This window comes from uncultured Methanobrevibacter sp. (assembly GCF_902769175.1).
Taxonomy (GTDB): Archaea; Methanobacteriota; Methanobacteria; order Methanobacteriales; family Methanobacteriaceae; genus Methanobrevibacter.
The window spans coordinates 97,985-121,979 of sequence record NZ_CACXNW010000003.1; the positions used below are offsets into that span (position 1 = coordinate 97,985).

Here is a 23,995-nt window from a genome sequence, read left to right on the forward strand (position 1 = left end):
AACCTTAAATTTTTTTAATAATCAAATTTAAAAATCATTCTTATTTTATATTATTTACAACATCTTTTTAGAGAGGAATTTAATTGAATCAGGAAATATTAGATAAAGCAGAGCAATTAATTAATTATACAAATGGAAATATCTGTAATCACTGCCTTGGACGTAAGTTTTCAGACTGTGTGGACGGAAATGGAAATGAAGAAAGAGGCATTAAGATTAGAGAGGCGCTAAATCTGGAACCATATGCTCCTAATGAAAGCAATAGGGAAAAATGCGCTGTTTGCCATGATTTATTTGAAGACATCGATACTAAAGTTCTTGATTTGGTGAGAGAAAAAATAGAATTCCTCAATGTTGAATTTGACACCTTTGTTGTAGGCTGCAAATTGCCAAAGGAAATCGTTGAAAAGGATCAGGAAATCAGCGACGAATTTGATTGCAATGTTGAAATAATCAAAAAGGAAGTCAATAGAGAAATTGGAAAGATGCTTGAAGCTAATCTTGAACAGAAAGCTGATTTTGATGGGGAAGATGTTCTTGTAATGGTTGACTTTAGAAGAATATTGAATGAAGGACAGGAAAATCCAATTAGAGTCAGACTTCAAATCAATCCAATCTTCATTGAAGGAAGATACAGAAAGCTTATTAGAGGCATACCTCAAACCAAATGGCCTTGCACCAAATGTAAAGGAAAAGGCTGTGAAGAATGCAATTTCACTGGAAAGCAGTACCCAGAATCAGTTGAAGAGCTTTTATCTGAAGTTGTCCTAAAGCATGCAAATGGTTACGAAGCCAAATTCCATGGTGCCGGTAGGGAAGACATAGATGTTAGAATGCTTGGTACAGGAAGGCCATTCGTTCTTGAAATAAAAGAGCCTAAGATAAGAAAGATAGACTTTGACAAGATATCCGAAGAGGTTTCACAAACAGCTAAAGGAAAAACAGAATACCTAAACCTTAAGTTTACAGAAAGAAAACGAAAAGTGGAGATAAAGGGATCATCTCCAGACACCTATAAAGTTTATAGGGCTCTTGTCAAATGTGAGGATGACATTAAGGAAGAGGACTTGGAAAAGCTCCAATCCCTCCATATCATTCAGCAAAGAACTCCTATAAGGGTTTCACATAGAAGGGCAGATAAGATTAGGGAAAAGGAAGTCAAAAATATTGAAGCTAAATTCATAGACTCTAAAACCTTTGAAATGATTATAAAAACAGAAGGCGGGTTATATATTAAAGAGCTTATCTCCAGCGATGAAGGAAGATCCAATCCAAGTGTAAGCGAAGTATTAGGCACCCAAGCCATTTGTGCCGAACTTGATGTGATTGAAGTTGGAATAAAATAAGTCATACCATTTAACTAAACCAAAGATGCTGTTTAGAAAATAATTAAAAAAAAGGAATAAACAAAAAAAGGATTATAAAACCTATTTTAAAAACTGTTGAGGACGTGTCACAATTATTTTTAGTCAAAATTCGATATAATTATATTAAAAATAATTGTGGAACATCACCTATTTCCAAAAAAAGGGAGAGTTTAAAAAACATTAAAATATAAGTTTATAAAAGAGAAACTATAAAACTGAATATATGGTTGAAATTTCAGTGATTATACCCACATACAATATAGAAAAACATATTCAAAAATGTTTAGATAGTGTAATCAATCAAAGCTTTAAAGATCTGGAAATAATATGCATTGATGACAAGTCAACAGACAATACTCTAAACATATTAAATGAATATGCCTTAAAAGACCCAAGAATAACAGTTTATCCAAAAGATGAAAACAAGGGAATAGGCGATTCAAGAAACATATCATTAACACTTGCAAAAGGCAAATACATTTTCTTTTTAGACAGTGACGATTATATAGTGCCTGATGCACTCGAAAAGGCTTATAATATTTCTGAAGAAAAATCCTTAGACATTTTAATGTTTAAGATGATACATTTCTATGAGGACAGTGAAGACTATTTCAAAATTAGATACACAGAAATGAGATATTTAAAAAAAATTGTACAAGATAAGGTCTTCAATTATAAGGATGTAGAGGAATACCTTTTTTACTTATGCGTAAACCTGCAATGCAAACTCTTTAGAAGGGACTTGATTTGCGATATAAGATTTCCAAATGAAAAAATATTTGAGGACACCCCCTTTTTCATTGAAGCCATGCTTAATGCTAAAAGGGTTTATTTTCTCCAAGAGCATTTAACCTACAAATGTGAGAGAAGGAGGTCCCTGTCACATACCCATGACTATAAAAATGCAGATATAATTTATATGGCGGATCATGTTAGTGATGTGTTAAAAAGAAATGACATCTTTGATGAATTAAAAACTAGTTATTTGCAATTTAGAATTAAACACATTACCTATTACTATAGGTATACAAAGTTCAGATATAAATCTAAATTCTATGTTCGGATGAGAAGGGATTTTATTGACAATAAACAGGAATATGATAAAGCTTACGATGACTTATACAAAATATACCAAATAATCTATGATTCTTGCATCAAAACGGAAAATGATAAAATATTTATGCTTAGATCCTTTTGTCAATTTTTAATGCATTTTCCAAGATTAATAATAGATTTTATAAGGGAATATTTAAAATGGAGTTGATTGATTGAATAAACAAGCAATCCTAATAATTGCCCATAATTATTCAAATTTGGAAATACTTAATAAACAATTAGATGTATTGGATAGCGAATGCTTTGACATTTTCATCCATATTGATAGAAAATCAAAAATGAGAATTGAAGATATAAAAAAATGTGAAAACTCAAAGATGCATATTTACAAGAAATTTAGAACCTATTGGGGACACTCTTCACAAGTTTACTGCGAACTGTTTTTAATAAGAAAAGCATTGGAAACAGAAGAAAAATACGATTATCTTCATTTGATTTCAGGAGAAGATTTTCCATTGAAAAAGCCGGAAAAAATCCATGCTTACTTCAATAAACATTATGGAAAGGAATTTGTCCATTTTCAATGCTTAAAACTAACAGAAAAAAAAGTATACTGGAATAAGTATTATAGATTCATAAGAAATCATAATGATGCATCATGGAGTAGAAGGATAGATATTAAGCTCCTGCATTTGCAGATGCGACTTAAAATAGATAGAACTAAAAGACGGGATATTAAACTTTATACTGGTGCTAACTGGTTTAGCATAACTGATAAATTCGCTGAATTTGCAATTTCCAAATCAGAATTAATGAAAAAACTAAGATTCACAGCACACCCAGATGAAATTTATATGCAAACAATTCTTTATAATTCAGAATTTAAGAATAATCTCTATTATCAAGGATTTGATGACAATTATGATTCCTGCAAAAGATTGATCGATTGGAAAAGAGGAAAACCATACATATGGAAAATGGAAGATTTAAAGGAAATAGAGGAATCAAATTTTTTCTTTGCAAGAAAATTTGACATCAATACAGATAGGAAAATAATCGATTACCTAAACAAAAAACTAAAATAAAAAAACAGATAGGAAAATATAAACAACATATATGATATAAGTTTATATAAATCATTAAATACTATTTAATAAAAATATAAACTATTGTACTTAAATTGTAATTAAAAAGATATATAGAAAATATTAGGCAACTTGAAAAATACCTATTAATATTCATAACAAAGAGTGAAAAAAATGGATGATGGCACCAATATTGAAAAAATTTATAAGGCTAGCGATATTGAAGCAAAATCAGACAGAAACATTGAAGAAATAGCGAAAAACCCAAAATCCGCATTATTTAAATTGGCATTTCCTGCAATTGTTTCTTTAGGAAGTATTTTCTTTGTTACATTTATGGATTCAATCTGGGTTAGTGGTTTAGGCCATGTAGAAGTTAGTGCAGTAGGATTATCCAGCCCAATATTCTTATTATTGACTGTTATTGGAATTGGAATTGGTAATTCCGTTAATGTATCTCTCTCAAAGTCTATGGCAGAACAAAATGTCCTGGAATCAAACAGTATTGTTAAAAATACACTAATAATGATTATTGCTCTAGGCATATTGGTTCCATTGATAGTACTGCCATTTTTAGATAAAATACTCTATGTTGTCGGTGCAGGCGTAAGCTTTGAGTACTGTTATGATTACTTAACTATTTTAATCTTATGCATGGGTATCTTCTTCACTACAGATATTGCACCATTCTTTTTAAGATTACAAGGTTATATTAAAGCACCCCTTTATATTACTGCCGCAACCTGTTTATTAAATGTTATCTTAGACCCTATCATGATATATACACTTCACTTAGGAATTAAAGGAGCTGCAATAGCAACCGTGATTTCAGCAGGTACAAGTGCTATCATTTATATTTTGGTGATAATTAGAAAAAAAGGAAAATATATTTCTGTTGGAAATATTGGTTATGATATAGATAGAGATTTTAATACCTTAAAAAAGAACTTAAAAATTGCTGGACCAATAATAGGCCAATCAATCATGTCATTGATTTTTACAATTTTATTAAACAGATTCTTTATATATGAAGGTTTAGTGTATATTACAGCATACACTTTTAGTGGAAAAATAATGTCTTTCATAAGCATTCCATTATCCGCTTTTTCTTCATCAATGCTTTCAATCAGCGGATTCCTAATAGGCAGCCACCAATGGGAAGAAATTAGGGAAACTTTCAGATATTCCTTGATTGTAGTTGAGGTATGTACAATTATCCCTTGTCTCTTATTCTTCGTTGGATCAGACTTTTTAAGCTATACATTATACCAAACAAAGGATATGGTTGTAATAAATCAAATTTCATTAGCAATAAAATTCTTATCCGCATTTCACATATTCCAAGCAGGTGCCACCTTAGTGGATAGTATGTTCCTTTCAATTGAAAAGCCCTTCAAGTCATTTATAATAATATTTGTCGGCATAATTGTAGATCTAATTGTCTTAAGCATAATGGTATACAACTTACATATCATAAATAGTGTTTATTATGTTTTATTGATTGGTTCATTTGTGCAAATTACTATATACGGTCATATGCTCCGAAAAGATTTAGATGAGTTTTTAGAGAGAAAAAGGGCAGAAGATGAAGATGCAGATATAACTCCAAATTAAAGGACTTCCAAATTAAAGGACTGATTGTTTAGACAAAAAACAATCCAAAATTTCTAAAATATTCATTTAAAAAAGATTTTTACAGACCAAAAAATTAACACTTTTTAAAACAACCCCTCACTATTTTAAAAAAAATCATAATAAGATCATAAAATGGTAGAAATTTCAGTTTTAATCCCTTCATATAATGTGGAAAAATATATCCGAGAATGCTTAGACAGCATAGCAAATCAAACCTTCGAGGATATGGAAATAATTTGCATTGATGATGGATCAACAGATTCGATTTTAGATATATTAAATAAGTATGCTTTAAAGGATTCTCGAATAAGAGTATATGAAAACAATGCAAATAAAGGAGTAGCATATACTAGAAACTATTTATTAAGTCTTGCAAAGGGACAATATGTCTCTTTTATAGATGCTGATGATTATCTTGAATTGGATGCCTCTGAAAAGCTCCATAACTTAGCTGAAGAAAAATCATTAGAAATGCTGATGTTTAAGATAAGGCACTTTAATGATTTGACAAAAAAGAATTTGAATTCAATTACAGCGAGATGTATTATTTGGAGAGATTCATTGGAGACAATGTCTTCACTTTTGAGGATGTTAAGGAATTTGCTGCTGAAATGTGTGTCCATTTGCATGGAAAATTGTTTAGAAGAGACCTGATTCAGGATATTGAATTTCAAAGAGGACGCATATTTGAAGATTATCCTTTTTTCCTTGAAGCGCTAATCAAAGCAAAAAGAATGTATTTTTTCACAGAACATCTATACCACAAACGTGAAAGAGAAAAATCAATCATGACAAGTTATGATGAAAGCTATTTGGATTTTGTTGATGTGATAGATTTTTCAAAGGATGTTGCAAAAAGATATGGCATATATGAAGAATTTAAACCATATCTATTTCAATATTATATTCGTACAAATCAATTTATGATAATGCAATTAAGTTTGAAAACCCGATTGAAGTACTTTAAAAAAATGAAGGAAAAATATACCGACTATAAAAATGAAATCGAAGAAATTTATTACGATTTATTCTTTATATATCAGACACTGTTTGATTCATGCCTTAAATCAAGCAATTACATTACATACGAAATAAGGAAAAACTATCTATTCAGAAAAAATAAAGAAAAATTCTGGCAAGAGAGAAAAATGGAAAATTCAGAGTGGGAAAAGAATTAATCTAAAAAATAGAATTTCGAAAAGTTAATGTGGGAGGAATATAAAAATATTATCAAAAAAGTGAAAAAAAAATTAAACATTTTTCAAAAAAAGGCAACACGGTAATAACATGGTTAAAATTTCAGTTTTAATCCCTTCATATAATGTGGAAAAATATATCAGAGAATGCTTAGACAGCATAGTTAATCAAACCTTCGAGGATATGGAAATAATTTGCATTGATGATGGATCAACAGATTCGACTTTGGATATATTGAATGAGTATGCCTTAAAGGATTCTCGATTGAGAGTGTATGAAAACAAGGAAAATAAAGGAGTGAGCTATGCTCGAAACTATTTGTTAAATCTTGCAAAGGGAAAATACATCTTTTTTATGGATAGTGACGATTATCTCGAACTAGATGCCCTTGAAAAAGCTTATAATCTAACTGAAGAAAAATCATTAGACATCCTAATGTTTAAGATAAGGCACTTCAACAACAAGACAAAAAAAGAATTCGAATCTGTTTATACTGAGATGCATTATTTGGAAAAATTCATTGGAGACCGGATTTTCGCTTATGAGGATGTTAAGAAATTTGCTCCCCACATATGCGTCAATTTACCTGGAAAATTATTGAAAAGAGATTTGATTCAGGATATAAAATTTCCAAATCGAAATATTTTTGAAGATAACCCTTTTTTCTTTGAAGCACTTCTCAGGGCAAAAAGAATCTATTTTTTTAGAGAATACCTATGCAACAAACGGGAAAGAAAAAATTCCATTATGGAAAGCAAGGATGAAAGCTATTTGGCAATAATGGATAAGTTTGACAATATTATAGAGATTGCAAAAAGATATGGTAAATATGAAGAACTGAAACCATATTTTTTTAAACACTGCATATCTGTAAATCAACAAAGGATAAGGGAAGTGAATTTAAAAACCAGATTTAAGTTTTTCAAAAAAATGAAACAATATTATATCTGCAATAAAAATGAAATCGAAGAAGTTTATGATGAGATTCCCTTCCAGTATCAAACAATGTATGAAGCATGCATTGAATCCGACAATTATATTACATACGAATCAAGAGTATTATATCGTATAAATAGAAATTTAAAACAATACCGAAAAGATGTGGAAATGGAAAACTTAATTTGGAACAAATAATAATATTATAGTATAAGGTCCTCAAAGGTTCCAATAAATCCAAACATTAGAGTGCTCGCCAAAAATATATTTTTATAAAAATTTATTTCTTTATTTTTAAAATGAATGGTTTTTAGATGTTTTTTTAGATATTTTTCATACTTTTAGCGGATACTCCATTAAAAAAAAAAAAAAAAAAAAAAAAAAAAAAAAAAAAAATATATCAGAGAATGCTTAGACAGCATAGTAAATCAAACCTTCAAGGAAATGGAAATAATTTGCATTGATGACGGATCAACAGATTCAACTTTGGATATATTGAATGAGTATGCTTTAAAGGATTCTCGAATACGGGTCTATGAAAACAAGGAAAATAAAGGAGTGGGATACACTCGTAACTATTTATTAAGTCTTGCAAAGGGAAAATATATCTATTTTATGGATAGTGACGATTATCTAGAATTGGATGCCTTTGAAAAGGTTTTATAAATTAGCTTAAGAAAAAAGACTAGACATGATCCTATTTAAGATAATTCACTTCAACAACAAGACAAAAAAAGAATTCGAATCCAATTACACAGAAATGAATTATTTAGAAAGGAAAATTGGAGATAATGTTTTCACATTTGAGGATGTTAAGGAATTTGCCCCAGAGATGTGCGTAAATCTACAAGGAAAATTCTTTAAAAGAGAACTGATACAGGATATTAAATTTTTAAATGGGTATATATTTGAAGATGTTCCATTTTTCCTAGAAGCACTGATTAAATCAGAAAGAACATATTTTTTTTACTGGAACACTTATGTCACAAACGTGACAGAAGAAATTCCATAATGACTACTTTTAATAAGAAATATTTGGATTACATTGACATAATGTTTTATGTTAATGATGTGGCAAGAGCCTATGGAAAATATGAAGAGTTAAAGCCCTATTTATACCAGCATATAATCCGTACAAATCAATATATGTTATCCCGATTAGGCATTAGAACCAAATGGGCATATTATGAAAAAATGAAAAAAGATTATATTCTTCATAAAAAAGAAATTGAAGATGTTTATGATGAACTATACTATAAATATCAAGCAATATATGATGCTACCATCAAATCAAATAATTTTATTACACAACAAATACGGATAAGTTATCTTTTCCTAAAAAATAAAAAAAAGGTTTGGGAAGAAGAAAAAATAGAAAGGTCAATGTGGCACCCACGATAATTCAATCTGCACTTATGGGATTTTCATTGACTGAGTGTCCGCCAAAACTATAAAAATTATTTCAAAAACATCTAAAAACCATTAATTTTAAAAATAAAGAAAAAAATTTTTAAAAAAATATTGGCGAGCACTCATATGAATAAAAAAAACAGAAATATCATCAAAAACAGAAAAAAAAGAGACTGTAAAATTTTATAGGCTTATTTTAATTTTATTAGATTTCTTTATAAGTTAAAATCAATATTATGATTTTAAGCCTAAACTTTTTTACAAACTCAAAAAAAGAAACCATAGGAATAAAAAAAAAGGATTTTTAATAATCAATCCTAAAAATAGAATCAACCACTAAAAATCACCATTAAAGAAAGGAACCAACTTCCAATAGTCAACCTTCAGTATATCACTATGATTTGTAGACTCAATCAACTTGATTTTATTATTCGGAGATATTAAATCTAATTTTTCATTAATTTGCTCAATTGTAAACAATTCGCCAGTTGATAAGTAAAGAACAGGGGAATTCAATCTTGGCTCCTTAAAGTCAATATTCACATTCTGCAAGGTTATTTCAACAAATTTTTCAAATTTAGTACCTTTTCTTTCAATTCCTACAATGAAATCAAATTCATGGTGCTTCCAATGGACAAGTGCATCCTTATACAATGTCTCTCTTGTATAAAGGACATCTTTAAAGGCTAGTAAACCGTCTATAAGTATGCATTTAGCTGTCTTTCCTTCTTTTTCTAATTTTTCAGCTAAGAGAAGTGAGAATATTCCTCCGGAAGAGTATCCTACAAGAATATCTCCATCGTTGAAAATATCCTTTATCAACTCATAGAACTTATCTAAAGTATACTTGCCATGATTCTCCAATGACTTAATTTCCTCTAAAGACAAATTGAATTTAGGATCGTCTATTGCATAAACATTTCCCTCAAAGTCAATGCTATGGACAAGATTTGAATATTCAAATGAAAATCCTGTCATAGGAGGAATTAAAAACATGTTTTGATCATTAATCCCTTTTTTAATGAGAGAGCATGAATTGTCACAATCAACATAATCTATTATCTGTGCAATACTATAAGGAGTTCTCTCAAGCAATATGCTCCTTGCATTAAACTCAATATTGTTTTTTGAAAGAAATGTTGTGACCCTGATTGATTTTAGGGAATCACCTCCCAATTTAACGAAATCATCATAAATGCCTATTTTCTCAAGATTGAAAACGGCTTTAAATGCATCTACAACTATCTTTTCAGTTTCAGTTGATGGAGGCACATAATCTGACATCAAGCTTTCAAATTCCACTTCAGGCAAGGCATTCTTATCCACTTTTCCATTGACAGTTAAAGGAATCTCATCTAACTCAATGACATATGAAGGAATCATATAATGTGGCTTACGTTCAGTAACATGATCCTTCACTGACTTGACAACAGGAAGAACATCATCATAAACAACATAGGCCACCAATTCATAATTGTCTCCATTCCTAATTGTTTGGACAGTGACATCCTTTACAAAAGTCAAATCACGAATTACAGCTTCCACTTCACCTAATTCAACCCGGTTTCCTCTAACCTTTACTTGACCATCCTTTCTTCCGATTATACCAAGGCTTCCATCAGGCAATACCCTAACCATATCACCAGTACGATACATCTTAGCATACTCTTCAATCTCTTCAAAAGGATTGTCTAAAAATGCATTTGAAGTTCCTTCATCACGATTCAGGTACCCTTGGGCTAATTGACGGCCGGATAAGTATAATTCCCCTAATGCACCTATAGGCACCCTTCGAAGTTCCTCATCCAAGACATAGGATTTCATATTATAGGAAATATAGCCTACAGATGAATGATGGATCTTTTGAGAATTGCTTATATGGGAGACATAGTTGAAAGTTTCAGTTGGACCATAGGAATCAACCAATTGGTAGTTCTCAGGACTTGCAACATCCCCTAACTTTTCACCGATGACAAAGAGCACATCAAGTGGAGCATCATCAACATCCTCCATAAAGAGCTTTCCAAGCTGTGTTGTGATAAATGAATGTGTAATGTTCTGACTAATGAAATAATCATTTAATTTAGCCATATTCAGCCTAGCATCCTCTGGAATGACAGACAAGCATGCCCCAGCAATAATCGATACAGCAATGACAAAAATGCTTACATCAAATCCTATTGCAGTATGCAATCCATAAACGTCATTGCTGTCCAAATCATAATTGTCAATATAATATTGGCAAAGGTTAGTGATTGCCTTTCTCCTGCCTAATACTCCCTTAGGCACACCAGTACTTCCACTGGTATAATGAACGCTTACCAAATCACCATATTCATATTCCAAATAGCTTAAAGTCCCAATATCTTCCTTAACAATATTAGAGACATTTATAAGAATCAAATCATCAGATAAGGCTTTAGCCCTTTCATAGGTATCATCAGTTACAATAAGCACTCTTGAATCAATATCATTTAAAATGAATTTCAAACGTTCATCAGGATGAATGTCGTCTAATGGAACATATATGGCACCAACAGACAGGATTCCAAGATTTAACAATGGATACCATTCGCTGCGAGGAACCAGGAATGGAACAAAATCACCAGATTGGATGCCTGCTCCATTTAAAAGCTTTTTAATCTCATTTGCAATAAATGCACCCTCTCCATAAGTATAGGAAATGTCATTATAGGAAACAAGCTTATTGTCAGGACATTTGGCGAGATTATCATTAAATGCATCTAAAATATCATCATAGATAATTTCCATTTCCCTTTCGTTATAGCTGTCCAATAGCTCCAAGTCGGAAGAGTCAGTATATTCAATGTCTGATAATTTTTCAACACACATCATTTGTGATAAGACCCTATTGTATGTCTCCATAAACCTATTTATTGTAGACTTGGAATACTTGCTTGAATACTGGGCATTTAAAGTATATCCATCATCTTTTTGATTTACGTTCATTATCAAATCCATATTGAAGTCAACAATATTGTCAATTATCTTATTGTCAACATTATAGAATAAATCATCCTTGTTTAACCAAGCAGGGAAGAATTGGAATAATATTTCCATATCCAACTCATGATCAAATATCAAATTCCTATAAGGATAATAATTATACCGAAGCACATTGTAAATTAAATTAGACATATCCTCAACAAATAAGGAGATTTCCTTATCCTCTGTATCAACCAATAAAGGCAAGGTATTGACATACATTCCAATTGAGTCAAAATTGTTAAACCTGTCACGACCATGGTCATCAACACAGAATCCAACCTTATTGCTTCCTGTAAATCTAGATAATGTATAGGAAAATACACTGGTAAAGAAAACATATTCGCTGATTGAATTTTTTCTTAAAAACTCTTCAAGCAAATCACGATCAAAATCCAAATCACAAGATGCGAAGCCTGGACCATCAGGCAAAACATCTTCCAATAATTGGCCCGCGCTATCAAAATCTGATAACATGGAACCATAAAACTCCTGAGCATCCTTGTATTGTTCAGTATTTTTAATTTGGGTATGGAATGCAGAAACCTTTAAGAATGAATCATCGAATTTGATTGATTCTTCAGAGGAATCTGAAATCAAATCAGCCAATTCTTCATTAGAATAGGCAATTAAATCAACTCTTTCTTCATCAAATGATGAATTGCTGAAATCAATGTATCCTCCATTCAGGATATGTTTAAAATCATGTTTAAATACATGGATAGACCTTTCATCAAAAATTAAGTGGTGGAAAACAGAATACAATACATGACCGTCATCATTCTTAACTATTAAAAATCTGCATAAGCTGTCATGCAAATCAAAAGGATCGGCTAAAAACTTATAAATCTCTATGTCATCAGCATTAGACATAACTGAAATGGAAGGCACTCTGCCTTTTACCATATGAGGAATTTCATAATCATCGTTAATGCACATTGAACAAATTGGATGAACCATGAAAAGCATGTTTAAAGCAGTTATTATTTCATTTTCATCAAACTCTTTAGGAATAGGAATTACGAATGGAATGAAGTAGGAATCTACATCCATCCTTGTGGCAACATCCAAATAAATATTCAGTTGAGACTCATTTAAAGGACAGCCTTCATCTATAGAATAAATATCCCACTCAAAAGTATCTTCTGTAATGTTATCTGCAATTGCCTTTGGAGTGCGCAGACTCATAATGTCTGCAGAGGTGACATTGTAATCCTTAAGATAGGAAATCAATTTAATGGCTATTAATGAATCACCACCTAAATTGGCAAAATCATCAAGCAAACTGATTTTTGACATGTTGAATGCATTTTCAAATGCATTGACAATATCCTTTTCAACATCTGTTCTTGGAGCTATATACTCTGTTTTTGAATCATTGAATCCAATATCCAATAATGCCTTCTTATCAACTTTTCCATTGGCATTTAGAGGAATCCTTTCTAAATTGATGATATGTGAAGGAACCATATAATCAGGCTTGTTTTCACTTATAAACTCTTTAATAGAGTCATTATACTTCTCATCACAAACAATATATGCCACCAATTCATGATTATCTCCATTTTGAATCGTTTGAACGCTAAGGTCTTTTACATAATCCAATTGGCGAATAATCGCTTCAACTTCTCCCAATTCAAGACGATTGCCTCTGATTTTCACTTGAGTGTCACGACGGCCAATGAATCCAATGGTTCCATCAGGAAGAATCCTAACCATGTCTCCTGTACGATACATTATGCTATAGCCATCATCGTATGGATTATCAGTAAAAGGATTGTCAAGAAATGCTTCTGCTGTTTTTTCTGGACGGTTTAAGTAGCCGTCAGCAAGTTGGTCACCTGACAGGTACAACTCTCCAACTGCTCCAACAGGAACCCTGCGTAATTCATCATCAAGGACATAGGATTTCATATTGTAATCGATTAAACCTACTGATGAATAGTCAATCTTTTCATTATTTTCAATTGCTGTTACAAATGCAAATGCTTCAGTAGGACCATATGCATCAACCAGCGCATAATCTCCAGAATTATCAAATTCCCCTAGCTTTTCACCGATAACAAGCAAAAGATCCAAATAGCTGCAGTCAACATTATTCATGAATAGCTTTGAAACCTGAGTTGTAATGAAGGCATGGCTAACATTCTGCTCTTTGAAGTATTCGTTCATCCTATGCATGTCAAGCCTGATTTCATCTGGAACCACAGAGAGACAAGCTCCAGAATAAAGAACTGCATTGATGACAAAAATTGTCACATCAAATCCAATTCCTGAGAAGAGCCCATAAACATCATTTTCATCCAAATCATATTTGTCATTATAGAAAGCGCAAACATTTAAAATGGATTTTCTGGTATTTTTAACACCTTTAGGAAGACCGGTAGTGCCGCTGGTATATAATATACAAGCCAAATCATTATAGGAAACCGACAATTGTGACAATTCTCCATTTACATTAATATCTGCCACATTCAATAAGGTTAAATCAGCAAACAGTTCCTTTGCACGTGGATATGTGCTGTCATCAACAATAATGACCTTGGAAGAGGTGTCTTCCACCATGAATCTTAGACGCTCATCAGGATGAGAGCTATCCAATGGAACGAAAATGCTTCCACTTGCTAAAATTCCTAAAATGCTGAACAAATACCATTCACTACGACTAAGCAAGAAAGATACACATTCACCAGATTCAATTCCCAAATCATTTAGATTATTGCTTATTTGAGATGCAATAAAAGCCCCTTCTGCATAGGAATAGGAACTGTCCTTAAATGAAACCAAGGCATTATCAGGATTTTTAGACAAGTTATCATTAAAGGCATCTAAAATATCGGCATAATCCATATCCTTTTCTGTTTGATTGAAGGAATCTAAAAATTCCAAATCCTTTTCACAGACATAATTGATGTCAGCCAATAAGTCAACATCCAAAATTTCCAATGCAATCCTGCTGAAAGCATCAATGAATGACTTGACAAAATCAATGCTGAATTTGTTTGAATGGAAAACCCTAACTGCAAATCTTCCATCATTGCAATCATATAGATTAAACAATAGGTCGCTGTTTTCATCATGCCTTAACTCTTCAATAGAAAAATTATCGCTTTGAATCATGCTAGGAAGATATTGGAATAGAATGCTTGAATCCAAATCATATTCATTAGCTAAAACACGGAATGGATACAAGTCGTATTTCATTGCAGAATTAACCATATCTGCAGAATATCTTAAGAAAGAGCTGACGCTTTGATTCTTGCAATCCAATAGCAAAGGCAAAGTACGAACAAACATTCCTACAGAGTTTGATAAATCGATATGTCCTCTTCCATCTTCAAGCAAATTAAACAAGACCTTGGAAGATCCTGTAAATCTGGATAATGCATAAGCAAAAACACTTGAGAAAAATTGATTGTGAGTGATTGAGTGGCTTTGCAAAAAGTCTCTTAATTTGCTGTTGTCCATTTCCAAACAGGAGATGATTTCTCTACATTCATTGGAAGATTTCAAGTCAGAAATATCTCCATCACCCAAGCTTACAGAAGGCATCAAATCAGAAATATCCTCACCATCAAAACTAACAGAAGGTATCAAATCAGAAACTTCATCACGACTAGCCAACATCATATCAAAGAAATCCTGTGCCTCTTTGGAATAGTCTGAATCCAATATGCTCTCTTCAAATGAAATTTGCCTTAAAATACCATCATCAATTGAATTTACTTTAGAACCCTGTAAAATTTTTAAAAATGGTTCTGAAAGAACATTGGCAGAAGCACCATCAAAAATTAGATGATGATAATCCATACATAATACTGTTGAATTTTCAGTGTTTGCTATCAAAAATCTGGATAGATACTTATCCAATTCAAAAGGTTGGACAAACTCATCAATCTCATCAATCGATCCTTCTTTGATTTCTGGATTGGCATCAAAACTAAGGTATAAATCACCTTCATCATTAACAACACGAGAGGATAAAACAGGATAAACTTCCAATAAACTTTTTATAGCATTTCTTATTTCATCTACAGAATAGGAATGATTGAATTCGATTTTAAATGGATTATTATATTCTGTTTTTGCTTCATACCCCATTTCATCAAAATAAACGTTTAATTGAGACTCAGATAATGGGCATAATCCATCAAATGTATATTTAACATCAATTGTTGTGTGAAGATTCAAATTAAATTTGATTTTGTTTGCAATATTTGCAGGATTTCCAAGTTCAATTAGTTCATTGGAAGATAAGGTTACTCCTGTTTTTTCTTTCAATAAGATTTGCATTTTCATTGCAGATAAAGAGTTGCCTCCAAATTCCACAAAATCACTATCTATCAAAATAATATCCTGATTTAAAACTTCTTTAAAAGCCTGAATAACAATATAAAGAATCTCATCTTCAATATGATCACTATAATTTTGCTTCTTTAACATTTCCTTTATGGAACCCTTATCAATTTTACCATTAACATTTAAAGGAATCTTTTCTAATTCTATAAATAATGAAGGAACCATATAATAAGGCAATTCCATTTTTAAAGCATCTGTTACATCCTCCATATCGACTTCATCATTGATTGTGTAGAAAGCAATGAGAGTATCATGGTCCACATCCAAATAAATCTCAGAAAACTCATTGAATTCTTTCATAATATTTAAAATCTCATCGGATTCTACCCTAAATCCTCTAACGGATAATTGGTTATCCTCACGGCCGACAATTTCAATTTCACCATCAAAATTAAAAAAGCCAATATCTCCTGTACGATACATCTTTCCATTATCACTAAATGGATCATCAACAAAGACTTTCTTGGTTAAATCAGGGTCATTATAATATCCGGAACTTATATACTCACTGGAAATACATATTTCTCCTGGAACGCCTATTGGCATCTGATTAAAATTTTCATCCAGCACATAAACTCTTTCATTTGGGATTGGTCCACCGATTGATACTTTTTCACTACTTATATCATTTAAATCATAAACTTTCAAAACTCCAATGATTATTTCAGTTGAACCGTAAATATTGACTAATTTGGTATGTCTCTCTTTTTTAATTAATTCATTTAATTTTGAACCGACTAAACACAAATAATCTAATTTTAAATCTTCATTTTCATAAATAGGAACCCCTATAGATGGAGGCAAAACTAAACTATTCATAGGATGCTCTTTAAGGGATTTGATCAACAATAAAATATCCTTTTGTTCCCGTTCATTGAAAATCCTAATGCAACAGCCATAGATTAATGTTACAAATATCAGATATGATGCTATAAAACTAAAGCTAAGGAAACATCCAACAACCTCACCTGGAGAAATATTAAAAAAATGTGTTATTATAAAGGGCAAGTTAGAAATTTGCTTATTTAAAATCATAACTCCCTTTGGAATATTGCTTGTTCCTGAAGTGAACATAATGGAAAATAAATCATTGCCCTTAGGGATTATCTCCACATCGACTTCATCATCATAGCTCAAATCTTCAAGAAGTATTGTATCAATATTGAAATTATTTGAATTTGCAACATCCCTTGTTGTAATGATTTTTTCTATCTGTGCAATATTTATCATATATTCTATACGATTAATAGGCAATAAAAGGTCAATTGGAACAAATGCAGCGCCAATTTTATTCAATGCCAATACCAATTCAGGGAAATGATAATCACGAGGAAGCATTAACGCAACATGATCTTTGAAACCAATTCCATAATTCTCATGCAAGTCATTAGCAACTGAATTGCTTGACTTTTCCAAATCTCCATAAGAAACCTTATTTACCCCATCATCAACGGCTATTGCATCAGGATGGGCTAAGGCATAGTCGCGGAAATTTTTTGCAAATACCCCGTCATCATCAATTTCAATTTCCTTTCCCTTGCAAAAATCTGAAAGCAAATCTTTTTCATTAGGTGAAAGAAGATTAATGTCTTTTAAAAGCTGATTAGGGCAATCAATTAGATCCTTTATCAAAAACTCAATATTTTCTGCCATATGATTCATGTAAACATCTGAAAAAAGATCCTGACTATAAACTAAATTCAATGAATTTTCATAAACATTTAATGTTAAAGAAGAATTTTCTCCATTTAATACAGTCACATCTTCAGACAATCCAGTAAAATCATAAATGCCGTATGAATAAAATACAGTATTCAAATAATTGTCAATATCCACTTTTGTATTTTCAGTTGCAAGTTTGTAAACTTTCTTAATTTCCTTTAAATAATCAAGGAATGAATAATCTTTAAAAAATTTAATTTTTAAATATGTGCTTTTATCAAATAATCCAAAATCATTGGATACAACAGATTTTAAAATGGAACCAGGAGATCTATCGATTCTAGACAAATATAGTGCAAAAATTGCAGTAAAGAAATTGAATTTAGAAATATCATGCTCATTTAAAAATTTAGTGGTGGCCTCATTATCAAATGAAATTTCAATATTTCTATAATCATCTGATTTGAGGTTATAGAACTTAACATAATTACCGGCATCTGAAAAATAATTATTCCAAAAATCAGAATCTCTTTTAAAATCATATGAAGATAAATAATCATCTACATCATCATAATATCCTAAAAGGTCATTTTCAACTGATTTATACTGTGGATTATTAAAAATCTCACAAAATTTATTTATTGAAGAATAATCAAAAATCAAATGATGGATATTTGCTAAAATAGTTAATTTTTCATTATTTTTTAAAACTAAAAATTTGTATAATGGTGAATCAATAACAATATCAAACTTGAAATTAAAGAATGAATCAATTTCCCTATCAATCTCATTAATATTAAAATCAGAAACATCGTTAAATTCATAAATTATTTCATCGTTAGTGTAAAAAGGTTTTAAATTTTCATCAAAACGTATATTTAATAAAGATTCAATTCCTTTAAAAAAATCCGCCAAATAATCATTATCAGCGGGAATATTCTTTATTAAAAATTTAATTTCATTATTCATATGACCACCAGTATAATATAATATTTAATCAATATACTATATAATTTTTAATTATATTTCTTATATTAATTAATGTTCAATATTGCTGCCTACCACCTTTATATTTCCTAAAAAAAATAAAAGACCACTATTACTGCCAAACCACATTCATAGCCCCTATAAAATTTAATTTTTTTAGTTTAACTACAAGGTTTTAATAAAGAGCCCAATTAAAAAAAAAAACATAACATTTATTAATATCTTAAGTTATATATTATAATATTATCAAAAATAGAAGATTAGATTATTGCTGAAATCTAGTCATTAAAATTTTATGATATTTTATTATATTTTTGATATTTTTTTCTTTCAATGTATAATATTTAGATATGTTTTAATCAATTAAACCTACGGTTAGGGCTAAGTCTAAATGAAGATTATGCATTGGCTTTTACACTGAATAGCTAAACCGAAGGGCTTAAGCTATGATATTCAACTTAAATATTGTACTAGGCTACTAGCTATTTAAAAAGATATAAAATGATGGGTTTTATATTTTGATACTATTAAATATTAAAAAACAATATTAAAGAGGTATAAAAATGCAAAGATCCAGAGGATTTAAAAGTAGAAGTAGAAAAAAATTGACCAAAAGAGTAAGACCTGGTCGTTCTAACCCAATCACCAGAAGAATTCAAAAATTTGATAACGGTGCTATGGTTCACATTATCATCGACCCAAGTATCCAAAAAGGCCAACCTCATTCCAGATTCCATGGAAAAACTGCTAAAGTAGTTGACAAAAAAGGTAAAGCTTACATACTTGCATTAAAAGATGGTAATAAAGCAAAAGAATTAATCGTTACTCCTGAACACTTAAAATTACAAGAGTGAGTACAATGATTGGGAAAAATACATTAGAAACTAAACCAATACCTGCAGCTAAAGTTAAAGAAATTCTTGAAGAGTTCTCTGAAAAGCACGAACTTAGCTATGAACAAAACTTAACTTTAGATCATGCAACTAATCTAAATAAACTTTCCCTTGAAGATACAGAAAAATTAATCGAAGAACTTGAAGCTTATGTTGAATACAAACAAGCTGTACGTATAGCTGATGTTTTACCAAGAGACATGGCAGACCTAAGATTAGTTTTTGCTAAAGAAAGGAATGCTCCTTCTCAAGATGAAATGAAGGAAATTCTTGAAATTTTAGAAAAATACGATGCTGAAGATGATTTATTCTTATAAAATCTCTTTTATTCAACTATTTTTCTATTTTTATTCTTCAATGATGACATATTTTACTTTTTTTTACAATTTTTACTACTTTAAACTTTTTTATATATTTTAAACTATTTTTAAATATTTTAAACTATTTTTCTATTATTTTAAACTATTTTTTATTATTATAAACTATTTCAAACATTAAAAGGTTTGAATAAATTTTATTTTTCCATTTTCATCATTCATTTAACAATTATTTTAAAAATTTTAAACCATTTCCAACTGTAAAAGATTTGAATAAATTTTATTTTTCCATTTTCAACATTCATTTAACAATTATTTTAAAAATTTTAAACCATTTCCAACTGTAAAAAGTTTGAATGAATTTTATTTTTCCATTTTCAACATTCATTTAACAATTATTTTTAAAATTTTAATTTTAACAATTAAATTCAACATTTATTTGTTATTCTTTTTTTTTTACAAACCCTATTTTTACAATTAAAAATGTACAATCTTGATTTACAAGATATAAACTTTTGACAAAAATCTAACTTAACGATTTTAATTTAACAATACCATGAAAAAATTTCAAATGCCTAGTATTTTTACAATTTTTAACCATTTTTAGTGAAAAAATAATAAAATTATAAATATTAATAAAATAGAAATATACTAATATTCTATTAAAATTTTGATAATATCTGTAAATTTACAAAACTTAACAAAAAACAAGAAGGACATAAAAATTAATAAAACTACTAAAAAACATTAAAATTTATGAGGTGAAAATATGGATAATCCAAACATTGATAATCCAAATCCAAAGAAAGAGGAGTACATTATAATTTTAGATTATCTTAAATTTGGGTACGTAAATCCAGAAAAGCCAAATGCTCATGGCAAACCTATTGCACAGGCTATTGGAGTAGACAAATTCACATTAATCGAAGTTACACCTAAAGGTATTGATTTAGATATTCATGACAAAGTCTATATAGGATCTGGAAAAAGGGACAAAGTAAATAGGGTAAAAGGATTATTAGACTTTGAAAACTTAACAGCAACCAGTAAAATCGAATTGGAATATGCAATTAAGGAAATCATTTCTGAAAAGGAAGACATCTATATAAAATTCTTTAATGAAATAGATTCCCTCAACATTAAAATGCATAAATTAGAGTTAATTCCAGGTATCGGCAAAAAGCATACCCAAATGATTTTGGAAGAGCGTAAAAAAGAACCTTTCAAAAGCTTTGAAGACTTAAAAGAAAGGGTTCCTCTTCTCGGAGATCCTGTGGATATGCTTGCAAAAAGAGTAAGGTTGGAACTTGACACTACCACTGTCAAAAGAGGAAAAAACAAGTATTACATGTTTACCCCAATTCCTAGCAAACATCCTGCCAATAAAAAGAAAAAATACGGAAAAGGAAAAGGTAAAGGAAAAGGTTATAGGAATAACAGAGGTAGGAAACCTAATAGAAACAATAATAGAGGTAGAAAACCTCAAAACAAGGCTAAAGCTGAAAGCAAAGAATAATTTTATGAGTAAACTCCAAAAGAGTTTAAACTCATTTCTTTTTTTATTTTTATTTTTTAATCCTAATCCAAATATTAAATGCCATTAATCAAATATTATCTTTTAAATTATTGCATTTGAAAATAACAATAACTATTCTAATAGCAAAAAGGTGATTGATTGACTGAAAGAATATCCTTAGCTAAAGAGACTAAACAAATCCTGCAGGAAAACGGGATTATCCTAAATAAGAATCTAGGTCAAAATTACCTTATAGATGATTTTAAAAGAAAGAAGATTATAGAGTATGCCAAACTTACAAAAGAGGATACAGTACTTGAAATCGGTCCAGGAATAGGGACACTTACCATTGAACTTGCCAAAAGGGCAAAGCATGTAATTGCCATTGAACAGGACACAACTATTTTTAACATTCTAAAAAGGAGACTGGAAAAGGAAGGCATAGATAATGTAGAGCTTATTAATGGAGATGCAGTTAAAGTGGATTTTCCAGAGTTCAACAAGATTGTTTCAAATCTCCCTTATCAGATATCCTCACCAATTAGCTTTAAATTCCTAAAATATGACTTTGACCTTGCCATCCTAATGTATCAGAAGGAATTTGCAGATAGAATGAACGGTAAGGTAGGAACTAAGCAATATTCAAGGCTTTCTGCCATGCTATACTTTAAGGCAGACATTAAGTTCTTAACAAAGGTTTCTCCAGAATCATTTATTCCGTCACCTAAGGTAGACTCCTCAGTTGTGGAATTAAAGCCAAAAGAAAACAAAATAGCAGAGGATGATTTTAAAATCTATTCAAAAGTCGTTAAGGCATTATTCCAACATAGAAACAAAAAGGCACGGAATGCATTAATCGATTCAAGACATATAATCGGATTTAAAGACAAAAAAGAATTAAAATCCATTTTAAACAATTTGGAAGATGAAAATCCGAGAATCAAAGAATTATTATTGGAAAGAACAATTAATCTATCCCCAGAAAGCATTATGGAACTATCTATTTTATTAAAAGAGCATATTAACTGAAGATTAAAACAAAAATAGGAAAATTCGAAATAAAAAGAGCATATTAACTGAGGACCAGATATGAAAATGGGAAAATTCGAAATAGAAACAGATGATTTGGTTTACATTCCTTCAGATGACACTTTTCTTTTAGCTGAAAACCTTGAAATCAAGGAAGGGCAAAGCGTATTGGAAATAGGAACTGGATCAGGTCTTGTTTCAATGTATGCAAGCTTACTCACAGAGGACATTACAGCAACAGACATAAATTTCAATGCTCTTGAACTTGCAGAGAAAAACTTCAAGCTAAACAATATCAACAGCATAAAACTTGAGTTCGGCGACATGTTTGAACCTGTAAAAGATAAGAAATTTGATGTTATACTATTTAATACTCCATATCTCCCTACTGATTCAGATGATATTATCGATGACGATTTAAATTATGCATTTGACGGTGGATTAAATGGAAGGAAAGTTATAGATAGGTTCATTAATGAAGTGTCAAATCATTTAAATGATAAGGGAATTGTCCAGATAATACAGTCCTCACTCTCAGACAATGACAGGACCTTGGATATGTTTGATCGGAACGGATTTGTAGCTGAAATAGCTGAAAGCGAGAAGTTCTTCTTTGAAGAGATCGTTTTGATCAATGCATATAAGATTTAACTGTTAAATTCAATGCTGATTATGATAAAATGAAAAATAAAAACACCACAAGACCACCATTAACAAAAGACATGGAAAGCAAAGACTTTAAGGAATACTATTTTTTAAAAGAGGAATTAAAGGAATTCTGCAGAAATGAAGGATTAAAGCTTAGCGGAAGCAAAAATCAGCTTGAAGAAAAAATCATTTACTATTTGGATACTGGCAAATCATTAGATGAATCAAAAATCAGTGAAAATAATAATGAAAATAATAATGAAAATAATAATGAAAATAATGATAAATTAACTAATTTTAATTCAAATAAATTTAATTTGAATGATGATGAGTCTGAAATAAGACTGGATTCCCTTTTAGGTGAAAACTTCAAATGCAGTGAAGACAAAAGAGAATTCTTTGAAAGGGAAATAGGAAAAGGATTCAAATTCAAGGTTAAATTCCAAAAATGGCTAAAGGCTAATCCAGATAAAACATATCAAGATGCAATCAATGCTTATCATGAACTTCAAAACTCAAATGAGAAAACTAAAATAGACAAGCAATTCCAATACAATCAATATATTAGAGATTTCTTTGAAGATAATGATGGTAAAACATTAAAGGATGCAATCAAGTGTTGGAATTATAAGAAAAGCATTAAAGGGCACAATAAATATGAAAAATCCGATTTAGATATATTAACTGATTTTTAAATTAAACATTTTAGATAAATTAAACTATTAGAAATATTAACTGATTATAAAATCAACATTAGATAAATTAACCTTTTTAGATAAATAAAACATTTTTATAATAAAACTATTAGAAAAATTAAATTATTTATAAAAAATTAAACTAAATATAAATGTAGATATTAAATTAATTAAGAAAAATTTTAAAAATTTAAAAA

At 30.1% G+C, this 23,995-nt stretch carries 15 protein-coding genes and 2 pseudogenes; 16 read left to right on the top strand and 1 reads right to left on the bottom strand.

The features are described from left to right. The first annotated feature begins 83 nt into the window (after window positions 1–83). The 10 genes and pseudogenes from QZV12_RS01655 to QZV12_RS01700 all read left to right on the top strand — a co-directional run bounded on the left by QZV12_RS01655 (window position 84) and on the right by QZV12_RS01700 (window position 8,677). Window positions 84–1,346: a tRNA pseudouridine(54/55) synthase Pus10 gene (locus QZV12_RS01655; RefSeq protein ID WP_295616190.1), complete on the top strand. Its 1,263-nt coding sequence runs from the start codon at window positions 84–86 to the stop codon at window positions 1,344–1,346. A gap of 259 nt (window positions 1,347–1,605) precedes the next feature. Next, window positions 1,606–2,631, top strand: coding sequence for a glycosyltransferase family A protein (locus tag QZV12_RS01660; protein WP_295616193.1), 1,026 nt, complete (start codon window positions 1,606–1,608; stop codon window positions 2,629–2,631). A gap of 4 nt (window positions 2,632–2,635) precedes the next feature. Continuing rightward, window positions 2,636–3,508 carry a beta-1,6-N-acetylglucosaminyltransferase gene (locus tag QZV12_RS01665; protein ID WP_295616196.1) on the top strand — a complete coding sequence of 291 codons (873 nt, stop codon included), beginning with the start codon at window positions 2,636–2,638 and terminating at the stop codon, window positions 3,506–3,508. Window positions 3,509–3,682: 174 nt separating this feature from the next. After that, the gene (locus QZV12_RS01670) at window positions 3,683–5,122 is read left to right on the top strand and encodes an MATE family efflux transporter (RefSeq protein WP_295616199.1); all 1,440 of its coding nucleotides are present in this window, start codon (window positions 3,683–3,685) and stop codon (window positions 5,120–5,122) included. 153 nt (window positions 5,123–5,275) lie between these two features. After that, window positions 5,276–5,797 carry a glycosyltransferase family A protein gene (locus QZV12_RS01675; RefSeq protein ID WP_295616201.1) on the top strand — a complete coding sequence of 174 codons (522 nt, stop codon included), beginning with the start codon at window positions 5,276–5,278 and terminating at the stop codon, window positions 5,795–5,797. Continuing rightward, window positions 5,692–6,321 (top strand): hypothetical protein, encoded by a 630-nt coding sequence (locus QZV12_RS01680; RefSeq protein ID WP_295616204.1) that lies wholly within the window; start codon window positions 5,692–5,694, stop codon window positions 6,319–6,321. The genes QZV12_RS01675 and QZV12_RS01680 overlap by 106 nt, the downstream gene beginning before the upstream one ends. Window positions 6,322–6,430: 109 nt before the next feature. Further along, complete coding sequence (locus QZV12_RS01685) at window positions 6,431–7,474, top strand: glycosyltransferase family 2 protein (RefSeq protein ID WP_295616206.1); 1,044 nt, start codon at window positions 6,431–6,433, stop codon at window positions 7,472–7,474. Between the two features lie 195 nt (window positions 7,475–7,669). Beyond that, window positions 7,670–7,942, top strand: a pseudogene (locus tag QZV12_RS01690) (glycosyltransferase family 2 protein); the annotation flags it as partial. Between the two features lie 25 nt (window positions 7,943–7,967). Beyond that, the gene (locus QZV12_RS01695; RefSeq protein WP_295616209.1) at window positions 7,968–8,288 is read left to right on the top strand and encodes a hypothetical protein; all 321 of its coding nucleotides are present in this window, start codon (window positions 7,968–7,970) and stop codon (window positions 8,286–8,288) included. Next, entirely contained in the window at window positions 8,288–8,677 is a 390-nt protein-coding gene (locus QZV12_RS01700) for a hypothetical protein (protein ID WP_295616210.1), read from the top strand. Before QZV12_RS01695 ends, QZV12_RS01700 begins: the two co-directional genes overlap by 1 nt. Before the next feature lie 345 nt (window positions 8,678–9,022). Here the strand turns inward: QZV12_RS01700 and dltA are convergent, their stop codons facing one another. Continuing rightward, on the bottom strand, window positions 9,023–18,682 hold the full coding sequence (gene dltA / locus QZV12_RS01705; RefSeq protein WP_295616213.1) for a D-alanine--poly(phosphoribitol) ligase subunit DltA: 9,660 nt from the start codon (window positions 18,680–18,682) through the stop codon (window positions 9,023–9,025). A 581-nt stretch (window positions 18,683–19,263) separates the two neighbouring features. On the opposite strand from dltA, the gene QZV12_RS01710 reads away from it, so the two are divergent. From QZV12_RS01710 to QZV12_RS01735, 6 genes and pseudogenes are all read left to right on the top strand, one after another. Beyond that, the gene (locus QZV12_RS01710) at window positions 19,264–19,554 is read left to right on the top strand and encodes a 50S ribosomal protein L21e (protein ID WP_295616215.1); all 291 of its coding nucleotides are present in this window, start codon (window positions 19,264–19,266) and stop codon (window positions 19,552–19,554) included. 5 nt (window positions 19,555–19,559) lie between these two features. Beyond that, window positions 19,560–19,910, top strand: a complete 351-nt coding sequence (locus tag QZV12_RS01715) for an RNA polymerase Rpb4 family protein (RefSeq protein ID WP_295616218.1) — start codon at window positions 19,560–19,562, stop codon at window positions 19,908–19,910. Between the two features lie 769 nt (window positions 19,911–20,679). Beyond that, window positions 20,680–21,306: pseudogene (locus QZV12_RS01720) on the top strand (DUF655 domain-containing protein); the annotation flags it as partial. Window positions 21,307–21,585: 279 nt separating this feature from the next. After that, complete coding sequence (gene rsmA, locus QZV12_RS01725) at window positions 21,586–22,455, top strand: 16S rRNA (adenine(1518)-N(6)/adenine(1519)-N(6))-dimethyltransferase RsmA (RefSeq protein WP_295616221.1); 870 nt, start codon at window positions 21,586–21,588, stop codon at window positions 22,453–22,455. Window positions 22,456–22,521: 66 nt separating this feature from the next. Then, complete coding sequence (locus QZV12_RS01730; RefSeq protein WP_295616354.1) at window positions 22,522–23,106, top strand: HemK2/MTQ2 family protein methyltransferase; 585 nt, start codon at window positions 22,522–22,524, stop codon at window positions 23,104–23,106. A gap of 29 nt (window positions 23,107–23,135) precedes the next feature. Then, complete coding sequence (locus QZV12_RS01735; RefSeq protein WP_295616225.1) at window positions 23,136–23,798, top strand: DUF6434 domain-containing protein; 663 nt, start codon at window positions 23,136–23,138, stop codon at window positions 23,796–23,798. The last annotated feature ends 197 nt before the right edge of the window (window positions 23,799–23,995 follow it).

Excerpts from the sequence above, each read along its gene's own strand:
- QZV12_RS01710 (WP_295616215.1), top strand. The coding sequence starts at position 19,264 with ATGCAAAGATCCAGAGGATTTAAAAGTAGAAGTAGAAAAAAATTGACC.
- QZV12_RS01695 (WP_295616209.1), top strand. The coding sequence starts at position 7,968 with ATGATCCTATTTAAGATAATTCACTTCAACAACAAGACAAAAAAAGAA.
- QZV12_RS01715 (WP_295616218.1), top strand. The coding sequence starts at position 19,560 with ATGATTGGGAAAAATACATTAGAAACTAAACCAATACCTGCAGCTAAA.
- QZV12_RS01735 (WP_295616225.1), top strand. The coding sequence starts at position 23,136 with ATGAAAAATAAAAACACCACAAGACCACCATTAACAAAAGACATGGAA.
- QZV12_RS01685 (WP_295616206.1), top strand. The coding sequence starts at position 6,431 with ATGGTTAAAATTTCAGTTTTAATCCCTTCATATAATGTGGAAAAATAT.
- dltA (WP_295616213.1), bottom strand. The coding sequence starts at position 18,682 with ATGAATAATGAAATTAAATTTTTAATAAAGAATATTCCCGCTGATAAT.
- QZV12_RS01730 (WP_295616354.1), top strand. The coding sequence starts at position 22,522 with ATGGGAAAATTCGAAATAGAAACAGATGATTTGGTTTACATTCCTTCA.
- QZV12_RS01675 (WP_295616201.1), top strand. The coding sequence starts at position 5,276 with ATGGTAGAAATTTCAGTTTTAATCCCTTCATATAATGTGGAAAAATAT.
- QZV12_RS01700 (WP_295616210.1), top strand. The coding sequence starts at position 8,288 with ATGACTACTTTTAATAAGAAATATTTGGATTACATTGACATAATGTTT.
- QZV12_RS01670 (WP_295616199.1), top strand. The coding sequence starts at position 3,683 with ATGGATGATGGCACCAATATTGAAAAAATTTATAAGGCTAGCGATATT.